17 protein-coding genes are annotated in these 19,842 nt (G+C 64.4%); 6 read left to right on the plus strand and 11 right to left on the minus strand.

Features of this window, described 5'->3' with window-relative positions; genetic code table 11:
• Positions 1-3: 3 nt before the first annotated feature.
• A complete protein-coding gene (locus O3298_RS16215; RefSeq protein WP_305060388.1) occupies positions 4-1,383 on the minus strand; it encodes an MFS transporter in 1,380 nt (459 codons plus the stop codon).
• Between the two features lie 229 nt (positions 1,384-1,612).
• Between O3298_RS16215 and O3298_RS16220 the strand changes: the two genes are divergently transcribed.
• From O3298_RS16220 to O3298_RS16230, 3 genes are all read left to right on the plus strand, one after another.
• Positions 1,613-2,158: a TetR/AcrR family transcriptional regulator gene (locus O3298_RS16220; protein ID WP_305060389.1), complete on the plus strand. Its 546-nt coding sequence runs from the start codon at positions 1,613-1,615 to the stop codon at positions 2,156-2,158.
• Between the two features lie 88 nt (positions 2,159-2,246).
• Positions 2,247-3,287: a ParB/Srx family N-terminal domain-containing protein gene (locus tag O3298_RS16225; protein ID WP_305059990.1), complete on the plus strand. Its 1,041-nt coding sequence runs from the start codon at positions 2,247-2,249 to the stop codon at positions 3,285-3,287.
• Positions 3,288-3,364: 77 nt separating this feature from the next.
• Complete coding sequence (locus O3298_RS16230) at positions 3,365-5,020, plus strand: ParB-like protein (RefSeq protein ID WP_305059991.1); 1,656 nt, start codon at positions 3,365-3,367, stop codon at positions 5,018-5,020.
• A gap of 67 nt (positions 5,021-5,087) precedes the next feature.
• Here O3298_RS16230 and O3298_RS16235 read toward each other — a convergent pair whose 3' ends face one another.
• From O3298_RS16235 to O3298_RS16255, 5 genes are all read right to left on the minus strand, one after another.
• Entirely contained in the window at positions 5,088-6,197 is a 1,110-nt protein-coding gene (locus O3298_RS16235; protein ID WP_099380230.1) for an ABC transporter ATP-binding protein, read from the minus strand.
• Positions 6,198-6,206: 9 nt separating this feature from the next.
• Entirely contained in the window at positions 6,207-7,076 is an 870-nt protein-coding gene (locus O3298_RS16240) for a carbohydrate ABC transporter permease (RefSeq protein ID WP_034777933.1), read from the minus strand.
• On the minus strand, positions 7,073-7,957 hold the full coding sequence (locus O3298_RS16245; protein WP_010397323.1) for a carbohydrate ABC transporter permease: 885 nt from the start codon (positions 7,955-7,957) through the stop codon (positions 7,073-7,075). Before O3298_RS16245 ends, O3298_RS16240 begins: the two co-directional genes overlap by 4 nt.
• 115 nt (positions 7,958-8,072) lie before the next feature.
• On the minus strand, positions 8,073-9,326 hold the full coding sequence (locus tag O3298_RS16250; RefSeq protein ID WP_099664439.1) for an ABC transporter substrate-binding protein: 1,254 nt from the start codon (positions 9,324-9,326) through the stop codon (positions 8,073-8,075).
• Positions 9,327-9,683: 357 nt separating this feature from the next.
• Positions 9,684-10,997 carry a carbohydrate porin gene (locus O3298_RS16255; protein ID WP_099664440.1) on the minus strand — a complete coding sequence of 438 codons (1,314 nt, stop codon included), beginning with the start codon at positions 10,995-10,997 and terminating at the stop codon, positions 9,684-9,686.
• A 346-nt stretch (positions 10,998-11,343) separates the two neighbouring features.
• On the opposite strand from O3298_RS16255, the gene O3298_RS16260 reads away from it, so the two are divergent.
• Both O3298_RS16260 and O3298_RS16265 read left to right on the plus strand, forming a co-directional pair.
• Positions 11,344-13,257: a glucokinase gene (locus O3298_RS16260; protein ID WP_305059992.1), complete on the plus strand. Its 1,914-nt coding sequence runs from the start codon at positions 11,344-11,346 to the stop codon at positions 13,255-13,257.
• Positions 13,241-14,335 carry a LacI family DNA-binding transcriptional regulator gene (locus tag O3298_RS16265; protein ID WP_305059993.1) on the plus strand — a complete coding sequence of 365 codons (1,095 nt, stop codon included), beginning with the start codon at positions 13,241-13,243 and terminating at the stop codon, positions 14,333-14,335. Before O3298_RS16260 ends, O3298_RS16265 begins: the two co-directional genes overlap by 17 nt.
• A gap of 28 nt (positions 14,336-14,363) precedes the next feature.
• Here O3298_RS16265 and O3298_RS16270 read toward each other — a convergent pair whose 3' ends face one another.
• From O3298_RS16270 to O3298_RS16285, 4 genes are all read right to left on the minus strand, one after another.
• Complete coding sequence (locus O3298_RS16270; RefSeq protein ID WP_305059994.1) at positions 14,364-15,296, minus strand: carbohydrate kinase; 933 nt, start codon at positions 15,294-15,296, stop codon at positions 14,364-14,366.
• A complete protein-coding gene (locus O3298_RS16275) occupies positions 15,293-16,507 on the minus strand; it encodes an AGE family epimerase/isomerase (protein ID WP_305059995.1) in 1,215 nt (404 codons plus the stop codon). Before O3298_RS16275 ends, O3298_RS16270 begins: the two co-directional genes overlap by 4 nt.
• Positions 16,508-16,575: 68 nt before the next feature.
• Positions 16,576-17,577 carry a tetratricopeptide repeat protein gene (locus tag O3298_RS16280; RefSeq protein WP_305059996.1) on the minus strand — a complete coding sequence of 334 codons (1,002 nt, stop codon included), beginning with the start codon at positions 17,575-17,577 and terminating at the stop codon, positions 16,576-16,578.
• On the minus strand, positions 17,574-18,416 hold the full coding sequence (locus O3298_RS16285) for a tetratricopeptide repeat protein (RefSeq protein WP_305059997.1): 843 nt from the start codon (positions 18,414-18,416) through the stop codon (positions 17,574-17,576). The genes O3298_RS16280 and O3298_RS16285 overlap by 4 nt, the downstream gene beginning before the upstream one ends.
• A gap of 134 nt (positions 18,417-18,550) precedes the next feature.
• Here O3298_RS16285 and O3298_RS16290 point away from each other — a divergent pair, with 134 nt between their 5' ends.
• A complete protein-coding gene (locus O3298_RS16290; RefSeq protein WP_180278561.1) occupies positions 18,551-18,940 on the plus strand; it encodes a DUF1090 family protein in 390 nt (129 codons plus the stop codon).
• On the opposite strand, the gene mmsB is transcribed toward O3298_RS16290, so the two are convergent.
• Positions 18,937-19,842, minus strand: a complete 906-nt coding sequence (gene mmsB, locus O3298_RS16295; RefSeq protein WP_305059998.1) for a 3-hydroxyisobutyrate dehydrogenase — start codon at positions 19,840-19,842, stop codon at positions 18,937-18,939. The two genes, O3298_RS16290 and mmsB, sit on opposite strands and share 4 nt — an antisense overlap.

Below are 19,842 nucleotides of genomic sequence, written 5' to 3' on the forward strand. Positions count from 1 at the left end.
GCCTTACTTCGGCGGCAGCCAGTACAGCGGCAAGGCCACGGCCAGGCACGCCAGCCCCGCCAGCAGCATGGCCAGCTGAAAACCGGCGGCCAGGGCGGCAACCTGCCCCGCCCGCTCCAGCAGGGCGGCGGCACGCAAACTCATCACGCTGCCCAGCACGGCCACGCCCAGGGTCATGCCCGCCTGGCGCAAGGCATTCATGATGGCCGAAGCCATGCCGGCTTGCTCGCCGCGCACGGATGCCATCACCAGCAAACCGGTGGCCGGCACGGCCAGGCCCATCGCCAGGCCCAGCAGGCCGAACAGGCTGCCGACGATGGCGTAGGGCGTCCGCGGCGCCAAGGTCGCCGTCGCCAGCAGCACCAGGCCCGCCAGCACATAGCCGCCCAGCATCATTCGCCGCAGCGACAAGTGGCGGCTGAGGCGGCCGAAACACAGGGAAACGACGCCCATGGCCACGAACTGCGGCAACATGCGCCAGCCGCTGGCGCCCGCCGGCCAGCCCTGGATTTGCTGCAGGTACAGCGAGAAAAAGAACAGGCTGCTGTAGCAGGCAAATCCCAGTACCAGCGACGCCAGGTTGATCAACGCAAAGGTCCGGTCGCAAAACAGCCGCAACGGCAACAGAGGACGTGGCGCGCGCGCTTCGACGGCCAGGAAGGCGACGAAAGCCAGCAGCGCCACGCCCAGCGATGGCCAGGCAGCCATGCCGCCCGGTCCGTTCACCTCGCCCAGCGCGATCAAGCCGTAGGTGAGCGCACCGAGCCAGACGATGCTGAGCACCTGCCCCGTCCGGTCCAGCGCCGCCTGTTCCCGGTAATGGCGTTCCGTCATGCCCCAGGCGCCCAGCAGCACGGCCAGCACGCCCAGCGGCAGGTTGATCAGGAAGATGCTTTGCCAGCCCGTGGCCTCCAGCAGCATGCCGCCCAGCAGCGGTCCCAGGATCAGCGCCAGCGCGCTGAAGGCCGACCAGCCGCCGATCACGTGCGCCCGCTCGCGCGGGTCGGGAAACGCGTGGCTCAGTATCGGCATGGCGCCCGGAATCAGCAAGGCGCCCGCGACGCCCTGCACGGCACGGCCCATCAGCAATAGCGGCAGGCTGGCGGCCAGCGCACACAGCAGCGAGCCCACTGTAAATAACGCCACGCCCAGCAGCCAGATGCGCTTGTGCCCATGCCGGTCGCCCAGCGGTCCGGCCGACAGCATGCAGGCCGACAGGCACAGCGCATACGCGTTGACCACCCACTGCAAACCCGCCATATCCGTCGCCAGCGCCGTTTGCAAGGTGGGCAAAGCCACGTTGACGATGCTGATATCGAGCGAGGCGAGAAAGGTGCCCAGGTAGGCGGCGGCCACCAGGGCCGCGCGGCGATAGCGCTGCATGGCGTGTCTCCAATTCATGAGTTCGCCTTCATCATAACCATCGACTGACCGTCAGTCAATTAAAAGATACAGTCTTGCATGGCGGGTGCTTGGGCGTCGCCCGCGCTTCACTTATACTGGGCGCATGACCACGACACGACACGCCAACCCCGCCCTGCCCGATGCCGCAGCCGCGCCGGCCCCCGTTCGCCCGCGCACCAAGCCTGCCGAAGTGCGCCTCGATGAATTGATGGCCGCCGCCGAGCGCCTGTTTCTCGACAAGGGCGTGGACGCGACCACCGTCAGCGACATCACCAGCCTGGCCGGCGTGGCGAAAGGCACGTTCTATCACTATTTTCCGTCCAAGCACGAGATGCTGGCGGCGCTGGCCGGACGCTATACGCAGCACTTCCTGGCCAGCCTGGAAACGGCCGTCGACCTGTGCATGCCCGGCGACTGGGAAGGCCGGCTGCGCGCGTGGGTGCAGGCGAATGTGGCCACTTACCTGCGCACCTGGCAATTGCACGACGTCGTCTACACGAGCCACAGGCGCAGCATCGGCATCGATTCTGCGGACAATCCCGACAAGAATGCCATCCTGGCCCAGTTGGGCGCCATCCTGGCGGGCGGCGCGGCGGCCGGCACCTGGCCTTTGCCGCAGCCGCGCCTGGCGGCCCTGATGATTTACTCGGCCGTGCATGGCGTGACGGACGACGCCATCGCCGCGCAGTTACAGGACAGCAGCGCCTTCGCCGCCGACGTGGCCGACGCCTGCCTGCGCATGCTGGGCCGCTGACGGCGCGCAGCGATGTGAGCCACTCCTGCGCGGCATCAAGGCACGGCGCCTGACGTCATCCATACTGTATCGATTGGAGACACAGGCAATGAACCGGATTCTCTCCCGCATCCCCGCCCTGCTGCTGGCCCTGGCCTGCCTTGCAGCCTTCCTGCCGCCGGCACTGGCCCGCGATGCTGCCGTCGCGCCCGCCCTCAGTGCGCGCCAGCAGGCGCTGATGGCGACCGTCGCGGGCAGCGCCGCCCATCCGCGCATCCTGCAGGTGCGCCTCGATGAACTGCATCCGACCCAGCCGGCCATCGGCTACGACCAGGTGTACTACAAGCTGGGACGCTATGCGGCCGAAGAAAAACATATCGCCGACATCGCCAAGCCAAAGAAATTCGCCGACCTGTGCGAAGCAAATGGCCAGGGCGACGTCTTGCCCGGCACGGCCAATGTCGCCGGCGCCACCTTGGCCACGCCACCGCCCGGCTACCGCTGCAAGGCGGCCGTGGGCAGCCGTCCCGACGACATGAAGACTGTCGTCATCGGCCCGCGCGGCACGGTATACCTCACCGATGGCCACCACACGTTTTCCACTTTCTGGGATGCCGATGGCGGGCGCAACCACCAACTCAAGGTGTGGGTCAAGGTCAGCGACAATTTCAGCGCGCTGGGCGAAGCGGCCTTCTGGGTCCGCATGCGCGCGGAAAACAAGGTATGGCTGAAAAACGGCCGGAACCAGGCCATCACGCCGCAGCAGTTGCCGTCCGCCATCGGCCTCGCATCCCTGGGCGACGATCCCTACCGCTCGCTCGTGTACTTCACGCGCGGGATCGGCTACAAGCCGCCCGACCAGGCTACGGAATTTCTCGAATTCTACTGGGCCGACTGGCTGCGCCGCAAACCGGCGCTGGATCTGGCGCGTGTCGACCTGCTTGATCCCGTCGCGTATGCCAGCATCATCCTGCTGGCGGCGCAGGCGATGGCGGCGTTGCAACCGGCGGAGCTCGTCAGTGGCGGCAAGCGCGCGGCGGACCTTGGCGCGCTGCGCGAAATCGACCACGCAGCATTCGACGAGCTGACCGAAGACAAGGGCAAGCTGGGCTACGCCATCGACTACCGCAAGTCGCTGCTGCGTCAGTAACATCCAGGCGTGTCATCATCCTGACATCTGCGCCCGCTAGCATGTCGGCACTTTTCAGGCCGACATCACGGGACACCATGTACAAGCACAGCATCCGCCGCAGTACCTTATCGATTGCCATCGCCCTCGCACTGGGCGCCAGCCTGGCCGCCTGTGGCGGCACAGACTATCGCGACACCACGGCGCCCGTCGCCCCGGTGAACCCCGTCACCCCGGCACGCATCCTGAACGTGGTAGCGGCGACCGGCAAGGCCGTGGCGAATGCTTCCGTCTCCGTGCTCGACGCCGGCAAGAATGTCGTCGGCAGCGGCACCACGGACGCGACAGGCAAAGTGGCCATCACCCTGGCTGCCGCGGCGAAGGCTCCCTTCCTCGTCTCCGTCACGCCGGCAGGCGGCACCACCCTGTACGCGCTGTCGCTGAAGGAAAGCGCCGTCAACCTGACGCCGCTCACCTCCGTCATCGCCATGCAGCTGCTGGGCAGCATCCCCTCAAGCGCGTCCCCCGCCAGCCTGGCCGCCATCGATGCGGCCAGACTGCAAACGGCGCAGACGCAGCTGGGCACGGCCCTGGCGGCGCCCCTGCAAACCCTGGGCATGGCGGCCAACTATGATTTCGTCAATGGCGCCCTGACGCCGAACAGCAAGGACCCGGCCGACGTCCTGCTCGACAACCTGCAGGTGAAACAGAGCGGCACGGATATCGACATCGTCAATGCCAGCGGCAGCATCGTCGCGCAGATCATCGATGGCGGCGCGCCGCTCGCCACCGGCAAGAGCGTGCTGGAAACGCCGCCCGTGCTCAGCGCGCGCCAGCAAGTACTGGCCGCCACGGTTGCCGGCACCGATGCGGCGCCCGTCTTCCTGCAAGTGTCGCTCGACGAACTGCATCCCACGCAGCCAGCCGTCGGCTACGACCAGATCTACTACAAGCTGGGCCGCTACGGCGCGGAAGACCTGGTCATGGCCAAGACCAACAAGCCGAAGAAATTCGCCGAACTGTGCGAAGCCAACGGCCAGGACGACGTGGTGAGCAAGACGGCCAACGTGGCCGGCGCCACCCTGAGCAATCCACCGGCCACGTTCCAGTGCAAGTCCGCCGTGGGCACCAAGCCGGGCGACATGAAGACGGTCGTCATCGGCCCGAACGGCACCCTGTACCTGACGGACGGCCACCACACGTTCAGCGCCTTCCGGGATGCCGACAATGGCCAGAACCTGCAGTTGAAAGTGTGGGTCAAGGTGACGGACAATTTCAGCAAGCTCAGTGAATACGATTTCTGGGCGCAGATGAAGAAGGTCAACAAGGTCTGGCTGAAGGATGGCGGCAACAAGGCCATCGCCACCAGCCAGCTGCCCGCGTCCATCGGTTTGAAGTCGCTGGGTAACGACCCGTACCGCTCGCTCGTCTACTTTACGCGCGACGCCGGCTACGTGGTGCCGTCGACGGCCACGGAATTCCTCGAATTCTACTGGGCCGACTGGCTGCGCACGCAACCCGGCATCGACCTGGCCAAGACGGACACGCGCGACGTTGCCAGCTACATGGCCACCATCAAGAGCGCATCGACGGCGATGGCGGGCCTGAAGGCGAACGATATCGTCAGCCGCGGCGTGACGGCGCAAACCCTGGGCTGGACGGGCGTCTTCAGCCAGGCCGCGCTGGACGACCTGGTCACGCCGACGGGCAAGCTGAGCTACTCCATCGCGTATAAAAAATCGCTGGCCAAGTAAGCGCGGCGCAAACGACAACGGCCCGCCTGTCAGCTGACAGGCGGGCCGTTTTTATGGGCAACGTCGCTTACGCGATGCGTTCACCATTCTCCGGATCGAACAGGGCCGCTTTCGACAGGTTGAACGACAGCTGCATGGTCTGTCCTGGCAGCACGGCTTCGCGCGGATGCGTGCGGCAAGTCACGGCGGCGCCGTTCAGGCGCGTCGTCAGCAGGGTATCCGGGCCGGTCGGCTCGACCAGGTCGATCAGGCAACCCAGTTCCTGGCCCACGTCGCCGTGCGCGCTGCTCATGTCCGTGATCTGCTCCGGGCGCACGCCCAGGATCACGTCGCGGCCCGCATAGCTGCGCAGCTTGTCGGTGGCGAACGGCAAGGCCAAGCGCATGCTCTTGCCTGCGTTCTCGATGGCGACAAACACCTCGTTACCTTCGATGACAGGCTTGACAGTGATGAAGTTCATCGATGGCGAGCCGATGAAGCCGGCCACGAACAAATTCGCCGGATTGTCGTAGATTTCCTGCGGCGTGCCCAGTTGCTGCACCACCCCATCCTTCATGACGGCGATCAAATCGCCCATGGTCATCGCCTCGATCTGGTCATGCGTGACGTAGACGATGGTGGCCTTCAGGCGCTGGTGCAGCAGCTTGATCTCGGCGCGCATTTCCACGCGCAGCTTGGCGTCCAGGTTCGACAGCGGTTCGTCGAACAGGAACAGCGACGGCTTGCGCGAAATGGCGCGGCCCATGGCGACCCGTTGGCGCTGGCCACCGGACAGCTGCGCCGGGCGGCGGTCCAGCAAATGCGTGATCTGCAGGGTTTCGGCGACGCGGGCGACGATTTCTTCCTGCTCCGCCTTCGGCACTTTTTTCACGTTCAAGCCGAACGCGATGTTTTCGCGCACCGTCATCGACGGGTACAGTGCATACGACTGGAACACCATGGCGATGTCGCGGTCCTTCGGCGGCAGGTCGTTGACCACCTTGCCGTCGATGAGGATTTCACCGGAAGTGACGCTTTCCAGGCCGGCCACCATATTGAGCAAGGTCGACTTGCCGGAGCCGGAGCCGCCGACGAGGATCAGGAACTGGCCATCCTTGATCTCGATGTCGATGCCCTTGAGGACTTCGACGCCATTCGTGTACACCTTGCGGATGCTGCGTATCGATAAACTGGACATATTCTTTCCTTAACCTTTGACTGCGCCTGCGGTCAGACCGCGCACAAAATAACGGCCTGCGACCAGATAGACCAGCAGGGTCGGCAGCGCGGCAATCACCGCGGCCGCCATGTTGACGTTGTATTCCTTCACGCCCGTGGACGTGTTGACCAGGTTGTTCAAGCCCACCGTGATCGGCTGCGAATCGCCGCTGGCGAAGACGATGCCGAACAGGAAGTCGTTCCAGATCTGCGTGAATTGCCAGATGATGCAGACGACGAAAATCGGACCCGAAATCGGCAGCACGATCTTGCGGAAGATCAAGAAGAAGCCGGCGCCGTCGATGCGGGCCGCCTTGATCAATTCTTCCGGCACGCCGATGTAGTAGTTACGGAAGAACAGGGTCGTGAACGCCGTGCCATACACCACGTGGACGAAGACCAGGCCGGTAGTCGTATTGGCCAGGCCGAATTCGCCCAGCAAACGCGCCATCGGCAGGATCACCACCTGGAACGGAATGAAGCAGCCCACCAGCAAGGCGGCAAACAGGATTTCCGAACCGCGGAAGCGCCAGTGCGCGAACACGTAGCCGTTGAAGGCGCCCAGGAAGGTCGAGATCAGCACGGCGGGAATCACCATCTTGATCGAGTTCCAGAAGAACGGCTGCATGCCGTCGCAGGTGACGCCCGTGCAGGCCGAGGACCAGGCCTTGGACCAGGAGTCGAACTGCCACACGTGCGGCAGTGCCAGCAGGTTGCCGCTGCGGATCTCGTCGAGCGACTTGAACGACGTCGACAGGGTCACGTACAGGGGCACGATGTAGTACACCGCAAACAGGATCAGCAGCAGATATACAACCACCCGTCCGAGGGTGAGGCGATTATTGCGTGTAGGTGTCATCTCATCGCCTTTGCGCTGCGCGTTTCCAGGTACATCAGCGGCACGAGCACGGCCACGATGGTGGCCAGCATCATCATTGCCGATGCCGAGCCCAGGCCCAGCTGGCCGCGGGTGAAGGAAAACTGGTACATGAAGATGGCCGGCACGGACGACGAATTGCCAGGTCCGCCAGCCGTCAGTGCGATGACCAGGTCGAAGCTCTTGATGGCGATATGCGCGAGGATCAGCAGCACGCTGAAGAACACGGGACGCATGGCGGGAATCACGATGCGCCAGTAGATCGTCGGCAGGGATGCGCCATCGACTTGCGCCGCCTTGATGATTTCATCATCGATGCCGCGCAGGCCCGCCAGGAACAGCGCCATGACGAAGCCCGACGATTGCCACACGCCGGCGATCACCACCGTGTAGATGGCCATGTCGGAATTGACCAGCCAGTCGAAGGTAAACGAGGTCCAGCCCCAGTCGTGCATGACCTTTTCCAGGCCCAGGCTGGGATTGAGCATCCATTTCCACGCCGTGCCGGTGACGATGAAGGACAGCGCCATCGGATACAGGTAGATGGCGCGCAGCGCGCCTTCGGCGCGGATTTTCTGGTCCAGCAGGATGGCCAGGAACAGGCCGATGGCGATGCTGCAACCGATGAACAGGACACCGAAGATGCCGAGGTTCTTGAGCGAGGTCCACCAGCGCTCGTTGTCGAACAGCTCGACGTATTGCACCAGGCCGGCGAACTCGTAGTTCGGCATCAGCCGCGATTCGGTCAGCGACAGCCAACCGGTCAAAAAGATAAAACCATAGACGAATACCAAGCTGGCGATGAGCGTGGGGCCCAGCACCATCTGCGGTATCCATCGGTCGAATTGCTTGCGTATGGACATAGGACAGCCGTAGAAGTAGAACTGCGTGTGGCGCCGGCCTGGACGAATGCCAGGGCGGACGCCTGCGATGCATGCGATGCAGAGGGCGCCGGCGGGAGTGCCGGCGCCGTCGTGATTACTTCACTTTTGCCGCTTTGGCCAATGCAGCAACCGCGTCTTTCGAGCTCATGTTCGTGTTCATGAACTTGGCGATGACGTCGGTCACGGCGCCTTGCGTGGCCGATGCCAGCGCCATGCCGTGGGCGAACGATGGCACCAGGCCGCCGTTCTTGTTGGTGGCATCCATGTCTTCCATCGATTTCAGGGCGCAAGCGTCAAACTTGTCCTTCGATACGCCGGAACGCACGGGGATGGAACCCTTGTTCAGGTTGAAGATCGACTGGAACTTCGGATTCATGATGGCGTTGGCCAGGGCGATCTGCCCTTTCTTCGCATTCGCATCCTTTTGCGTGAACATGGCAAACGAATCGATGTTGAAGGTGTAGGCCTTGTCCGTGCCAGGAGCGGCCACGCACAGATAGTCCTTGCCCGGCACCTTGCCTGCGGCCGTGAACTCGCCCTTGGCCCAGTCGCCCATGAACTGGAAGCCGGCCTTGTTGTTGATGACCATGGCGGTGGCCAGGTTCCAGTCGCGGCCTGCCGCATCCTTGTCGATGTAGGTCTTTACCTTGCCCAGGGTATCGAACACCTTGAGCATGGTCGGGCCGGTCAATTCCTTCTGGTCCAGCTTGAGGATGGCCTTCTTGTAGAATTCCGTACCGCCCACGCCCAGCGCGACGGATTCAAACACGGTGGCGTCCTGCCATGGCTGGCCGCCGTGGGCGATCGCGATGCCGCCCGATTTCTTGATTTTCTCGGCCGCGTCGAAGAACGCATCCCAGGTGGTCGGGGTGGTGGCCACGCCGGCTTTTTTCAGCACTTCCGGGTTAACCCACATCCAGTTGACGCGGTGGACGTTGACGGGAGCGGCAACGTAGTGGCCCTTGTATTTCATGATGTCGGCGACGACTTTCGGCAGCACGGCATCCCATTTGCCTGGAATGGCGGCATCATCGATATTGGCCAGCACGCCTTCCGCGCCCCACTCCTGGATCGACGGGCCCTTGATCTGGGCGGCCGTTGGCGGGTTGCCGGAAATGACGCGGGTTTTCAGCGCGGTCGCGGCGTTTTCGCCAGCGCCACCGGCCACGGCGAAGTCTTTCCAGCCAAAGCCGCTTTCCTTCACGATTTGCTGCAACTGGCCCACGGACTTCGCTTCGCCGCCGGAGGTCCAGTAGTGCAACACTTCCACGTCGGTCGCAAAGGCGCTGCCGGCAAATGCCAGGGTGGTCAACGCGGCCAGTTGGGTAATCTTGAATTTCAGTTTCATCTCCACATTCCTTTTTTGATCAAGCTTTTAGGGGGCTTCGGCATACGGGGGCCGAAAAAGGTGAAATCTGCGCCTGTACCGGCGCTCTTGTGCTCAGACCCGCTTGCAAACGGGCATCATCTTCAGTGAAAAGACGGCGCCGTGATCCATGAAACGACTACATTGCATTTATATCACGGGACGGCGCCAAAAACGCATCCGCGAAGGATGCGCCAGGTTGATCTGCATTACAAACATCAACACTGAACAAAACCGTCGCGAGCGGCAGTGATTTGTGGCTAAGAAGCGCAACCGTGCTAGAGCACGGTGAGCATCGCAGGCCGCAAAGCGCGCCGCGCAGCAGGTTTGGTTCGGTGTTTAGAACCAGGTTTCTACCTGGAAACCATAGGACGTGCCGCTGGTGTTGTTGTTATAGATCGGGCCGCCGTTGTTCGACGCATTGACCGAGGCGGTGGCCGCATCGTTCCATTTGCCGTAGGTCACGAAAGCGCGCAGCTCTGGACGCGACCACAGGCCAGGACCGGCCGAGATCGTCGGGGCGATGGTCAGCTTGGTCAGGCGCTTGGCCGGCAGGCCGCCCGCTTGCGTCACGCGGTCCGTGCCCAGTTCGCCCACCAGCTTGAAGTTGTCGGTGAATGCGTACACAGGGCGCACGCCAACCGAGGTCCAGGTCGACGAACCGTTGGCGTTCGACTCGTCTTTTTGCCACAGGGCGACGAATTCCATGCCGAAGTTGGCCATCGGCTGGATCGCCATGTCATTGAAGATACGCGTGCGCTTGACGTCCGAACCGAAACTGGTGTCGCCCGAAGCGCCGAACTGCGCGCCCTTGCCCGTGCCGGGACCGACGCCGTACTGCACGCCGAAGGTGTTGCCGCCGCCAAACACTTTACCTTGACGGTGGAAGGCCGACAGCTGCCAGCCATTGTGTTTCTTGCCGTACAAGTCGTTGTCCTTGCCTTCACCGATGATGTAGGTCGCGGCCAGGTCCAGCGTGCCGTTTTCATTGACGGGAATCTCGCCGTAGATGAAGTTCTGGCGCACGGCCGAACGGGTGCCGAGCAAGGCGCCCGGCTTGCCGCTGATCGTGCCGAGGCTGTCATCGAACTTGTTGAAATCGTTGTCCTTGAAGAAGGCATACGAGAATTTACCAGGACCAGCAGGAATGCGGTCCAGGCCGGCGCCCGTGCCGTTCATATTGATGTATTGCAAGTCCAACATGTGGATGTCAGGGCGGTAGTAGAAGCGTTTACCGATCCAGGCCGTGCCGCCGTTCAGGAAATCGAGTCCCTGCGCTTCGACGTAGGCCTTGACGATGCCCAGCTTGTTGTCGCCGAAATCCGAGTTTGGCGCGTAGGCGTTGACCCAGATGGTGGCCAGGTAGTTCACGCCGCCGGACTTGGCGATGGACTTGGTGTAGCCGAATTCCGTGTAGGCGTCGCACTCATTGCCCAGACGGTATTTCATGGTATTGCCACCCAGGCCGAAGCAGCCTTGCGAACCGCCGTCGCCCGACGTATTGCTGCCGGCGCCGGCGCGCAGGTAGCCGTGGAAGCCTTCGGAGTCGGATGGGTACATCGGGTCGGCGGCAGCGGAACCGCTGGCGATGGCTAAGACGATGGCAGCTGGCAGTGTTTTCAACACGGCCTTCAACATGGTGCGATGCAGCATGGTAAGTCTCCTCAGTAATTTATTTTTTATCTAGTCATTCGTGGCCGAATGTACTGGCCAGAATTCTTTCCAGCAGGGACATAGTAACTATACTACGAACAAATATCAACATATTATGTTGTAATCCTACGACTACTCTGCGACACTTTATTTGCGTACCGACAGGCGCGTTGACTGCCCTGTTTTTTCCGCCGGCGCCGCCCGTTTCCGGCACCGCGGACAAGCATTTATGCAGGCGTCCCGCATTTTTCGGCACGCGGCACGTATACGAATTAAAATCCTTGGTTTTTGCCATAACGACAGTGCGCCGCCAAGACAGCGCACGCAGACGAGACTAGGCACCGCCATGAAAATAGATGAAAAAATGGAAGTAGCAGGCAGCGATCCGGCGGAGCGTTTCAGTGAAGGGCCACGCTTGCTGGCCGACATCGGCGGCACCAACGCGCGCTTCGTGCTCGAAACGCGCCAGGGCCACCTGGAAGCGGTCGCCGTGCTGCCCTGCGACGACTACGCGTCGCTGCTCGACGCCATCACCGCCTATATGGATAGCAGCGAGGCGCGCGCCGCCGGTTCGGCGCGCGTGCGCCATGCGGCCATCGCCATCGCCAATCCCATCGACGACGACAATATCCGCATGATGAACCATCACTGGTTCTTCTCGATCGAGGCCATGCGCGCCACGCTGGGCCTCGACACCCTGCTGGTGGTGAATGACTTCACTGCGCTGGCCATGGCCCTGCCCTATCTGCGGCCCGACCAGCGCCTGCAGATCGGCGGCGGCATGGCGCGCGCCGACAGCGTCATCGGCCTGCTCGGTTCGGGCACGGGCCTGGGCGTGTCGGGCATGATCCCCACCGAAGACCGCTGGATCGCGCTGGGCAGCGAAGGGGGCCACGTCAGCTTCGCGCCCTGCGACCAGCGCGAGATGGACGTGCTGTCCTTCGCCTGGCGCGAACTGTCGCACGTCTCGGCCGAACGCCTCGCTTCCGGGCGCGGCCTGGAACTGATCTACCGCGCCCTGTCCGAGCGCGCCGGCAAGCCCGATGCGTTGCCGCTGCTGGCCGCCGAAATCACCAGCCGCGCTCTGAACAATGAATGCGACGTGTGCCTCGAAGCGGTGGACTGCTTCTGCGCCATCCTCGGCTCCATCGCCGGCAACGTGGCCATGACCCTGGGTGCGCTGGGCGGCATCTATATAGGCGGGGGCATCGTGCCGCGCCTGGGGCCCCTGTTCGAACAGTCGCAGTTCCGCGCCCGCTTCGAGCAAAAAGGCCGCCTGAACGAGTACCTGGCGCAAATTCCCACCTTTCTGATCACGGCCGAACTGCCGACTTTCCTCGGCATCGCCGCCATCCTCGCGCAAAAGCTCAAGCGCGCCCATTCCGGCGCGCCCGTGCTCGAATCCGTGCGCCAGGCGCGCGGCAGGATGAGCCCCTCGGAATGCAAGGTGGCCGACTGGGTCTTGAAGGAGCCGAACGCCATGCTGACCCTGCCGATCGCCGAAATCGCCCAGCGCGTCGGCGTGAGCCAGCCGACCGTGATGCGCTTTTGCCGCTCGATCGGCGTGCAGGGCCTGGCCGACTTCAAATTGAAGCTGGCGTCCGGCCTGACGGGCGGCGCCATCACGGTGGCCCACTGCCACGTGGAGATCTCGGATTCCGACGCCGAACTGGCGCGCAAGGTGCTGGGCAATAACGCCTCGGCCGCGCTGGCCCTGCGCGACATGCTCGACGTCAAAGCGCTGACGGCCGCCATCGAACTGCTGCGCGGCGCGCAGCGCGTGGAATTGCTGGCCGTGGGCAGCGCCCGCGTGGTGGCCGACGACATGCAGCACAAATTGCTCAACCTGGGCATCGTCAGCAGCTTCTTTGCCGACCCGCAGGCGCAGGAAATGAGCGCCGCCATGCTGAAACCAGGCGACGTGGCGCTGGTCATTTCCCGTTCCGGCGCCCTGCCCGACCTGCTGCGCACCGTCAAGGTGGCGCAGGGCTGCGGCGCGCGCGTGCTGGCGATCACGGCCAGCGGTTCGCCGCTGGCCAAGCTGGCCGACGTGCTGCTGACCTTGAACCACCCGGAAGGCAACCTCAATTTCGTGCCCATGATCGTGCGCCTGCTGCAGCTGATGATGCTCGATATTTTGTCCGTCGGACTGGCGCGGCGCGACACGGCGCAGCGCACCAGCGCCGCCGAACTGGAAGAGGGTCAATTGCACGGCATGCGCATCAGCGGCAAGCTGAAATTCGGTGGCCACCTCGAATAAGGCGGCGCACGCCGCCCCCACCTCCTCCGACGCCGCCAGCGGCGCCACCGTGCACGACGTGGCGCGCGTGGCCGGCGTGTCGGCCATGACGGTGTCGCGCGTGATCAACGGGCGCGCCAGCGTCAGCGCGGCCACGCGCGACAAGGTCGAGGCGGCGATCGCCAGCCTGCACTACCAGCCCAACCTCGCGGCCAGGGCGGCCCGCACGGGCACCCTGCGCATCGGCCTGTTGTACAGCAACCCGAGCGCGGCCTTCCTCAGTGAATTTTTAGTTGGCGCCATGGATCAATGCCGCCAGGGCGGCGGCCAGCTGCTGCTGGAACGCTGCGAAGACCTGGACAGCCAGCGCGCCGGCATTGATTGCCTGGTGGCGGCCGGCGTGGACGGCATCCTCGTGCCGCCGCCCCTCTGCGATTCGCCGGAAGTGCTGGCGCAGTTGAACCGGATGGGCATCCCCGCCATCGCCGTGGCCACGGCGCGCCCCTCGCCCGGCGTTTCGGCCGTGCGCATCGACGATTACGAGGGCGCGCTGGCCATGACGCGCCACCTGCTCGCGCTGGGCCACCGCGACATCGGCTTCATCGAGGGCGATCCGGCGCACACGCCGGCCCTGCTGCGCCGCCAGGCTTTCGAGGACGCCATGCGGGAAGCGGGTTTGCGGGTAGCGCCGCACAGGGTGGCGCAAGGTTACTTTACGTATCGTTCGGGTCTCGACGCGGCGCGCCAACTGCTGGCGCAAGCACCGCATCCCAGCGCCATCTTCGCCAGCAACGACGACATGGCCGCCGCCACCCTGGCCGTGGCGCACGGCATGGGCTTGCAGGTACCGACGGAATTGAGCGTGTGCGGCTTCGACGACACGCCCGTCGCCACCACGGTCTGGCCCGAGCTGAGCACCATCCACCAGCCCATCGCCGACATGGCGCGCGCCGCCGTCAATCTCGTCATCGACGAAATCCGCCAGCGCCGCGCCGGAGAAACGGCGCCCGCCACGCATCATTTGATGGCGTTCACCTTGATCGCGCGGGCGTCGACGGGGGAATGTGCTCCAGTAGGGCACATTCCGGTCGCAAAGTGACTGCCCCCACCAACCCGTCGAGCGCCCCTTAGCGCACCACCGTGCGCTGCACCAGCGACTCCACCAGTTCCACCGAAGGGGGAGCGCCACCGGCCGCCAGGCAGGCGCCCGCGCCCGCCGCGACGGCAAAGCGCAAATGCTGGCCGCCATCGGCCTCGGGCCGGTACATCAGGCTGTACAGCAAGCCGCCGATGCTGGCGTCGCCCGCCCCCACCGAATCGACCACCTCGATGACGGGCGGCGCCGCCTGCCATGTCTGCTCGCCCCGGTACAGCGCCGCGCCTTGCGCGCCGCGCGTATACAAATACGTGGCTTGCGGATTCCAGCTGCGCAGGGTGGCAAACGCGCCATCGATGTCGTCATGGCGGAACAGGCCCGCCAGGTCTTCGTCCGACACCTTGATCACGTCGGCCAGCTGCGTCATGCGGCGCAAGTTGGCGTCGTAGCGCTCATCCATCATGATGCGGAAATTCGGGTCGTAGCTGATCTTCACGCCAGCCGCCTTCAGTTCCTGCGCCAGCGCCACCAGCTTGCCCGCCAGCGGTTCGCGCGCCAGGCTGATGCCGCCGAAATGCACCCACTGCGCCCCCTGCATCCAGCCGGCCGGCAGGAGCGACGCGTCGAAATGCAGGTCGGCGCTGTCGTCGCCGATGAAGTAATAGGTAGGCGGATGCAGTTCATGCACGATGGCCAGCAGCGGCGACTTCGCATGGCGCTGCAGGAAGCGCATGTCCAGGCCCGCCGCCCCGGTGGCAGCGGCCAGCGCATCGCCGAAGACGTCCAGGCTGACGCCGCCCGCAAAGGCGCTGGGCACGCCCAGGCGCGCCATCACGCGCGCCACGTTCCAGGTCGAACCGCCCACCTGGCTGTTCCAGGAGTCGGCGCCCGTGCGCAGCATGTCCGTCAGCGCTTCGCCGGCCGACACAAAAGCGGGGAAAGCGGGAAAAGCGGCGGCGCTCATGCGGCACCGCCAATCACGTTCAGCACTTCATAGCAGGCGCCCATGGTGTGGTAATCGGTCTTGCCGGCCGGGCTTTTCTCGTTGCTGATTTTTTGATTTTCAGGCGTCAGGATGCGGTACCAGGCGCCGTGTTCGTGGTCGACAAAGTGCGTCCAGCTGTAGTCCCAGATCTTGTCGTAGCTATGCCAGTAAGCCTCGTCGCCCGTGCGCACGGCCAGCACGGCGGCGGCCGCGAAGCTTTCCGCCTGCACCCAGAAGTATTTGTCGCCGTCGCAGATCTCGTCCTGCGGACCGAAACCGTAGTGGATGCCGCCATGCGCACCATCCCAGGCCTTGGCCAGCGCAGTGTCGTACAGGGCGCGCGCGCGCGGCAGCAGCCAGTCCGATGGGCCGGCCATGAACTGGCTGTGGCGCTCCATGATCAGCAGCAGCTTGGCCCATTCCGTGAAATGGCCGGGCTGGTAGCCCCACGGACGGAAGATATTGCTCTTGTCGTGCAGGTTATAGTCCCAGTCGATCGACCAGTCAGGCTTGTAGTGCTCCCAGATCATGCCGTTCGCCAAGCCCGCCTGGCGCACCGTGATGTTGTGCGCCAGGGTTTCGGCGCGGTGCAGATATCTCGCTTCGCCCGTCGCCTCGAACGCGGCCAGCATGGCTTCGCAGGCGTGCATATTGGCGTTCTGGCCCCGGTAGCCGTCCAGGGTGGACCAGTCGGCGCTGGCCACGTCCGCATACAGGCCGTGTTCGGGCAGCCAGAAACGCTGTTCCATCAATTCGAAGGTCTCGTCCAGATACGCGCGCGCTTCCGTCACGCCAGCTTGCAAGGCGTGCGCATAGGCCAGCAGCACGAAGGCCAGGCCGTAGCAGTGGTTGGCGCCGTCTTCCACCGTTTTGACGCCGTCTTTCCAGGACAGTTGCCAGGCATAGCCGCCCGTGGCTGGGTCGCGGTGCACGTCGCGCAGGAAGGCCACGCCGTGGCGCAGGGCCGCCTGGCAACCTTCATCGCCGAAGTGGCGGTACGCCATGGCGTAATTGAAGATGAAGCGCGTGCTGCTGACCAGGTGACGCGTGCTGGCGTCGTACACCGTGCCGTCATCGAGGAAGTAGTGATAAAAGCCGCCGCTGGGATCAATCGCGCGCGGGTGATAAAAATTCATCGTGTGCTGGATATGCTTTTCGAGCATGTCCCTGGAGCGGAAATCGGGATTCATGGGTCTCTCATGATATTGTTATCGATAACAATGATGATAGCATGCCGTCCCCGCGCCGTCATGCCGGCTCAAGGAGTCTTGGCCAGCCTGAGTTTTTCGCGCCACAGGGCCGCTTGCGCGGGGTCGGCCGCCTGTTCCAGCTCGCCCTTATCGTACACCTTGACCAGCCGTTCGATGGCTTCCAGGTCGCCCTGCTTCGCCGCCAGCAGGTACAGCGCGAAGGGCTTGGGCGCCGGCCCTTGCCGGGTCGGACCGCCCCGGCCCTGCTCCAGCAACCGCGCAAAGCCCGTCTGGCCGGGCGGACTTTTGGCGATGGCGGCCATTTCGTACCAGCCCAGGGCCGCCTCGTCGCTCTGTGGCGCGCCCTGTCCCACTTCATACGAGTACGCCACATTGTTCAAGCCGGAGGGATCGAGCGCCTTGGCCGCCCGCATGTACCAGGTGAATGCCTGCTTGCGCTGCGCCTCGTCCTGCGCCGTCATCATCAGGCGGTAGCCGATTTCATTGTAGGCGGGGATGAAGCCGTTTTCAGCATAGAACTTCAGCCAGAGCAGCGCGTGCGCCTGTTCTTCCGGGTTGCTGCGGATATTTTCATAGTGCATGGCCACAGTGAAGTTGGCCAGTTCCACGCCTTGCGCGGCGCCCTTGCGCGACCAGTATTCGCCCAGCTTGCGGTCGCTGGCCATGCCTTGCCCCAGCGTATAAGCGACGCCCAGGAAAGCCTGCGCGGGACCGTTGCCGCCTTCGGCCGCCTTCTTCAGCCACGCCAGGCCCAGGTCGCGGTCGCGCGGCGTGCCTTCGCCGCCGTGCAGCATCTGCGACAACTCCAACTGGGCAGCCGCATTCCCCCCTTCCGCGGCCAGGTGCGCCTTCCCGAAGGCAGCGACCTTGTCCGGCGACAGGTCGGCGGGACGGTCGACCACGGCCCGCACCCTTGCGCGCATGTCATCGAGGCCGGACATATCGAATTCGGCCAGCGCCGGATGCTGGCGCGGTGCGTTCGTGGACGCTGGCTGCGCCAGCACGCTCTGCGCCAGGGCCACGCTCAATATCAACAGGATGGTCTTCATTTGTTTTCCTTCTCTGCCAGCTTGGCGCGCCATTCGGCCGCGTCTTCGGCATTCGCCTGTTCTCCCAGTTCGCCTTTGACGTACACCTCGATCATGCGCCGCATGGCGGGCACGTCGCCGCTCCATCCCGCCCGCTCGTACCAGACCAGGGCCCACTTGTCCGACTGCGCCACGCCCAGGCCCAGTTCATGAGCGCGGGCCAGGTTGCGCATGCCGGCCGGCTCCTTTTCACGCGCCGATCTGTAATACCAGTGAAAAGCCTCGCCGCGATCCTGTTCATCGACGGCTGCGCGCATCAGGTGCTCGCCCAGCGCATTGTAGGCGGGCACAAAGTGCTGCTCGTTCGCCGCCGCCTTCAGCCAGGTGATGGCCAGCGCCTGCTCTTCGGCACTGCTGTCGCCATCGATGAATTCCATCGCCAGGATGGTTTGCGCCTCTGCATCGCCCTGCGCCACGCCCTTGCGCAGCCAGTATTCGCCCTGCGCGCGGTCGATGGGCACCTTGCCGCCCAAGGTGTAGGCTACCCCCATGGCCGCTTGCGCCGGCGCATAGCCGCCTTCGGCCGACTTGCGTATCCAGGCCATCGACTGCGCCGTATCTTGCGGCGTGCCGACGCCCAGCTGCAGCATGCGCGCCAGGTCCAGCTGCGCCTCCACGTCGCCCGCTTCGGCCGCGCGCCGTGCCTCGGCAAATTCGGCGATGCTTTCCGGGCTATGGCTAGCAGCATCCGCCCTGACCTTGATGGCGAGCAGCTGCAGGTCGAGCAAGGTGGGCGGGGTCTGGGCCAGGAGCGGCAACGGCAGCAGGAAGGGAATCAGCAAGAGGAGTTTCTTGGGCATGCGACGGTATCGGGAAGAAGAAAACACGCATGGTAGCCGATGCCATGCCAGACAGGCGCGCACTGCACAAGAAGTTTGACAGGGCAAGCCGGCAGGCTTACATTGCACGAGCCTACCACTTACACAGGAATGCCATGAACCGCCTCGCCACAACCGCCTTGACCCTGCTGCTCGCCGCAGCCTCCGTGGGCGCCAGCGCCGCCGACACCCAGCTGGCTGGCTGCGCCGCCAAGCGCGAAAGCATCCGCAGCGAATTGCACCAGGCGCAGGAACAGGGCCTGTCCGACAAGGTCGCGGGCCTGACGCGCGCGCTCGACGAAGTCAACGCCCACTGCCGCGACAGTACCCTGATCGAGCGCCACAACAAGAAAATCGTCAAGGCGCAGGCGAAGGTGAACCAGACGGAGCGTTCGCTGCGCCTGGCCCAGGAAGCGAACAAGGAGCCGAAGAAGATCGCCAAGCTGGAAGGCAAGCTGGAAAAAGCCAGGGCCGAGTTGGCGGCCCTGCAGGCGCAACAGCCTTAATCCTTCTCGCCCAGCAGTTGATAAATGCTGGAAAAATCCAGCGCGCCCGCCCCTGCCTTGCTGTGCAAACTATATAGGTTGCGCGACAAGGCGCCCAGCGGCACGCTCGCTCCGCTGGCCAGCGCGCTTTCCACGGCCAGCCCCAGGTCTTTCAGCATCAGGTCGACGCCAAAGCCGCCCGTGTAGCCGCGCGACGCGGGCACGTTTTCGGCCACGCCGGGGCACGGGTTGTAGACTTCCAGGGTCCAGTTGCGGCCCGAGCTTTTCGCCATCACGTCCGACACCACCTTCGGGTCCAGGCCATTGGCCACGCCCAGGCGTATCGCTTCGCTGGTGCCGATCATGAGTATCCCCAGCAGCATGTTGTTGCAGATCTTGACCGTCTGGCCGCAGCCCGAGCCGCCCGCGTGGAAGATGGCCTTGCCCATGACGTCCAGGTAGGGCCGCGCCGCCGCCAGCGCGGATTCTTCGCCGCCCACCATGAAGGTCAAGGTGCCGTTGGTGGCGCCCGCCGTGCCGCCCGACACGGGCGCGTCCAGCATCGGCATGCCCTTATCCTGCGCCGCGCGGCCCACCTGGCGCGCCGCCTCGGTGGAAATCGTCGAGCAGTCGATCAGCAGGGTGCCGGGCCGCGCCTGCGCCAGGATGCCAGAGTCCCCCAAAGGGTTAGCCAAATAAGCACCCAGCACGTGGCGGCTGGCCGGCAGCATGGTGATGACGATGTCGGCCTGGCCTATCGCCGCCGCCTGGTCATCGGAGACCAGGCCGCCGCCATCGGCGAATTGCCGCACGCTGGCCGGCAGCAAGTCGAAACCCGTCACCGCATGGCCGGCCCGCACCAGGTTCTGCGCCATGGGCAAGCCCATGTTGCCCAGGCCGATGAAAACGATATTGGTGCTCAT

The sequence above is a fragment of the Janthinobacterium sp. SUN137 genome, from assembly GCF_030587265.1.
Classification (GTDB): domain Bacteria; phylum Pseudomonadota; class Gammaproteobacteria; order Burkholderiales; family Burkholderiaceae_D; genus Janthinobacterium; species Janthinobacterium kumbetense.

What these genes read in the sequence shown, in the direction of transcription:
- mmsB (WP_305059998.1), bottom strand. Translation starts at nt 19,842, where the DNA reads ATGAGCACCAATATCGTTTTCATCGGCCTGGGCAACATGGGCTTGCCC.
- O3298_RS16275 (WP_305059995.1), bottom strand. Translation starts at nt 16,507, where the DNA reads ATGAATCCCGATTTCCGCTCCAGGGACATGCTCGAAAAGCATATCCAG.
- O3298_RS16240 (WP_034777933.1), bottom strand. Translation starts at nt 7,076, where the DNA reads ATGACACCTACACGCAATAATCGCCTCACCCTCGGACGGGTGGTTGTA.
- O3298_RS16230 (WP_305059991.1), top strand. Translation starts at nt 3,365, where the DNA reads ATGTACAAGCACAGCATCCGCCGCAGTACCTTATCGATTGCCATCGCC.
- O3298_RS16290 (WP_180278561.1), top strand. Translation starts at nt 18,551, where the DNA reads ATGAACCGCCTCGCCACAACCGCCTTGACCCTGCTGCTCGCCGCAGCC.
- O3298_RS16225 (WP_305059990.1), top strand. Translation starts at nt 2,247, where the DNA reads ATGAACCGGATTCTCTCCCGCATCCCCGCCCTGCTGCTGGCCCTGGCC.
- O3298_RS16270 (WP_305059994.1), bottom strand. Translation starts at nt 15,296, where the DNA reads ATGAGCGCCGCCGCTTTTCCCGCTTTCCCCGCTTTTGTGTCGGCCGGC.
- O3298_RS16220 (WP_305060389.1), top strand. Translation starts at nt 1,613, where the DNA reads ATGGCCGCCGCCGAGCGCCTGTTTCTCGACAAGGGCGTGGACGCGACC.
- O3298_RS16255 (WP_099664440.1), bottom strand. Translation starts at nt 10,997, where the DNA reads ATGCTGCATCGCACCATGTTGAAGGCCGTGTTGAAAACACTGCCAGCT.
- O3298_RS16285 (WP_305059997.1), bottom strand. Translation starts at nt 18,416, where the DNA reads ATGCCCAAGAAACTCCTCTTGCTGATTCCCTTCCTGCTGCCGTTGCCG.
- O3298_RS16235 (WP_099380230.1), bottom strand. Translation starts at nt 6,197, where the DNA reads ATGTCCAGTTTATCGATACGCAGCATCCGCAAGGTGTACACGAATGGC.
- O3298_RS16250 (WP_099664439.1), bottom strand. Translation starts at nt 9,326, where the DNA reads ATGAAACTGAAATTCAAGATTACCCAACTGGCCGCGTTGACCACCCTG.
- O3298_RS16215 (WP_305060388.1), bottom strand. Translation starts at nt 1,383, where the DNA reads ATGCAGCGCTATCGCCGCGCGGCCCTGGTGGCCGCCGCCTACCTGGGC.
- O3298_RS16245 (WP_010397323.1), bottom strand. Translation starts at nt 7,957, where the DNA reads ATGTCCATACGCAAGCAATTCGACCGATGGATACCGCAGATGGTGCTG.
- O3298_RS16260 (WP_305059992.1), top strand. Translation starts at nt 11,344, where the DNA reads ATGAAAATAGATGAAAAAATGGAAGTAGCAGGCAGCGATCCGGCGGAG.
- O3298_RS16280 (WP_305059996.1), bottom strand. Translation starts at nt 17,577, where the DNA reads ATGAAGACCATCCTGTTGATATTGAGCGTGGCCCTGGCGCAGAGCGTG.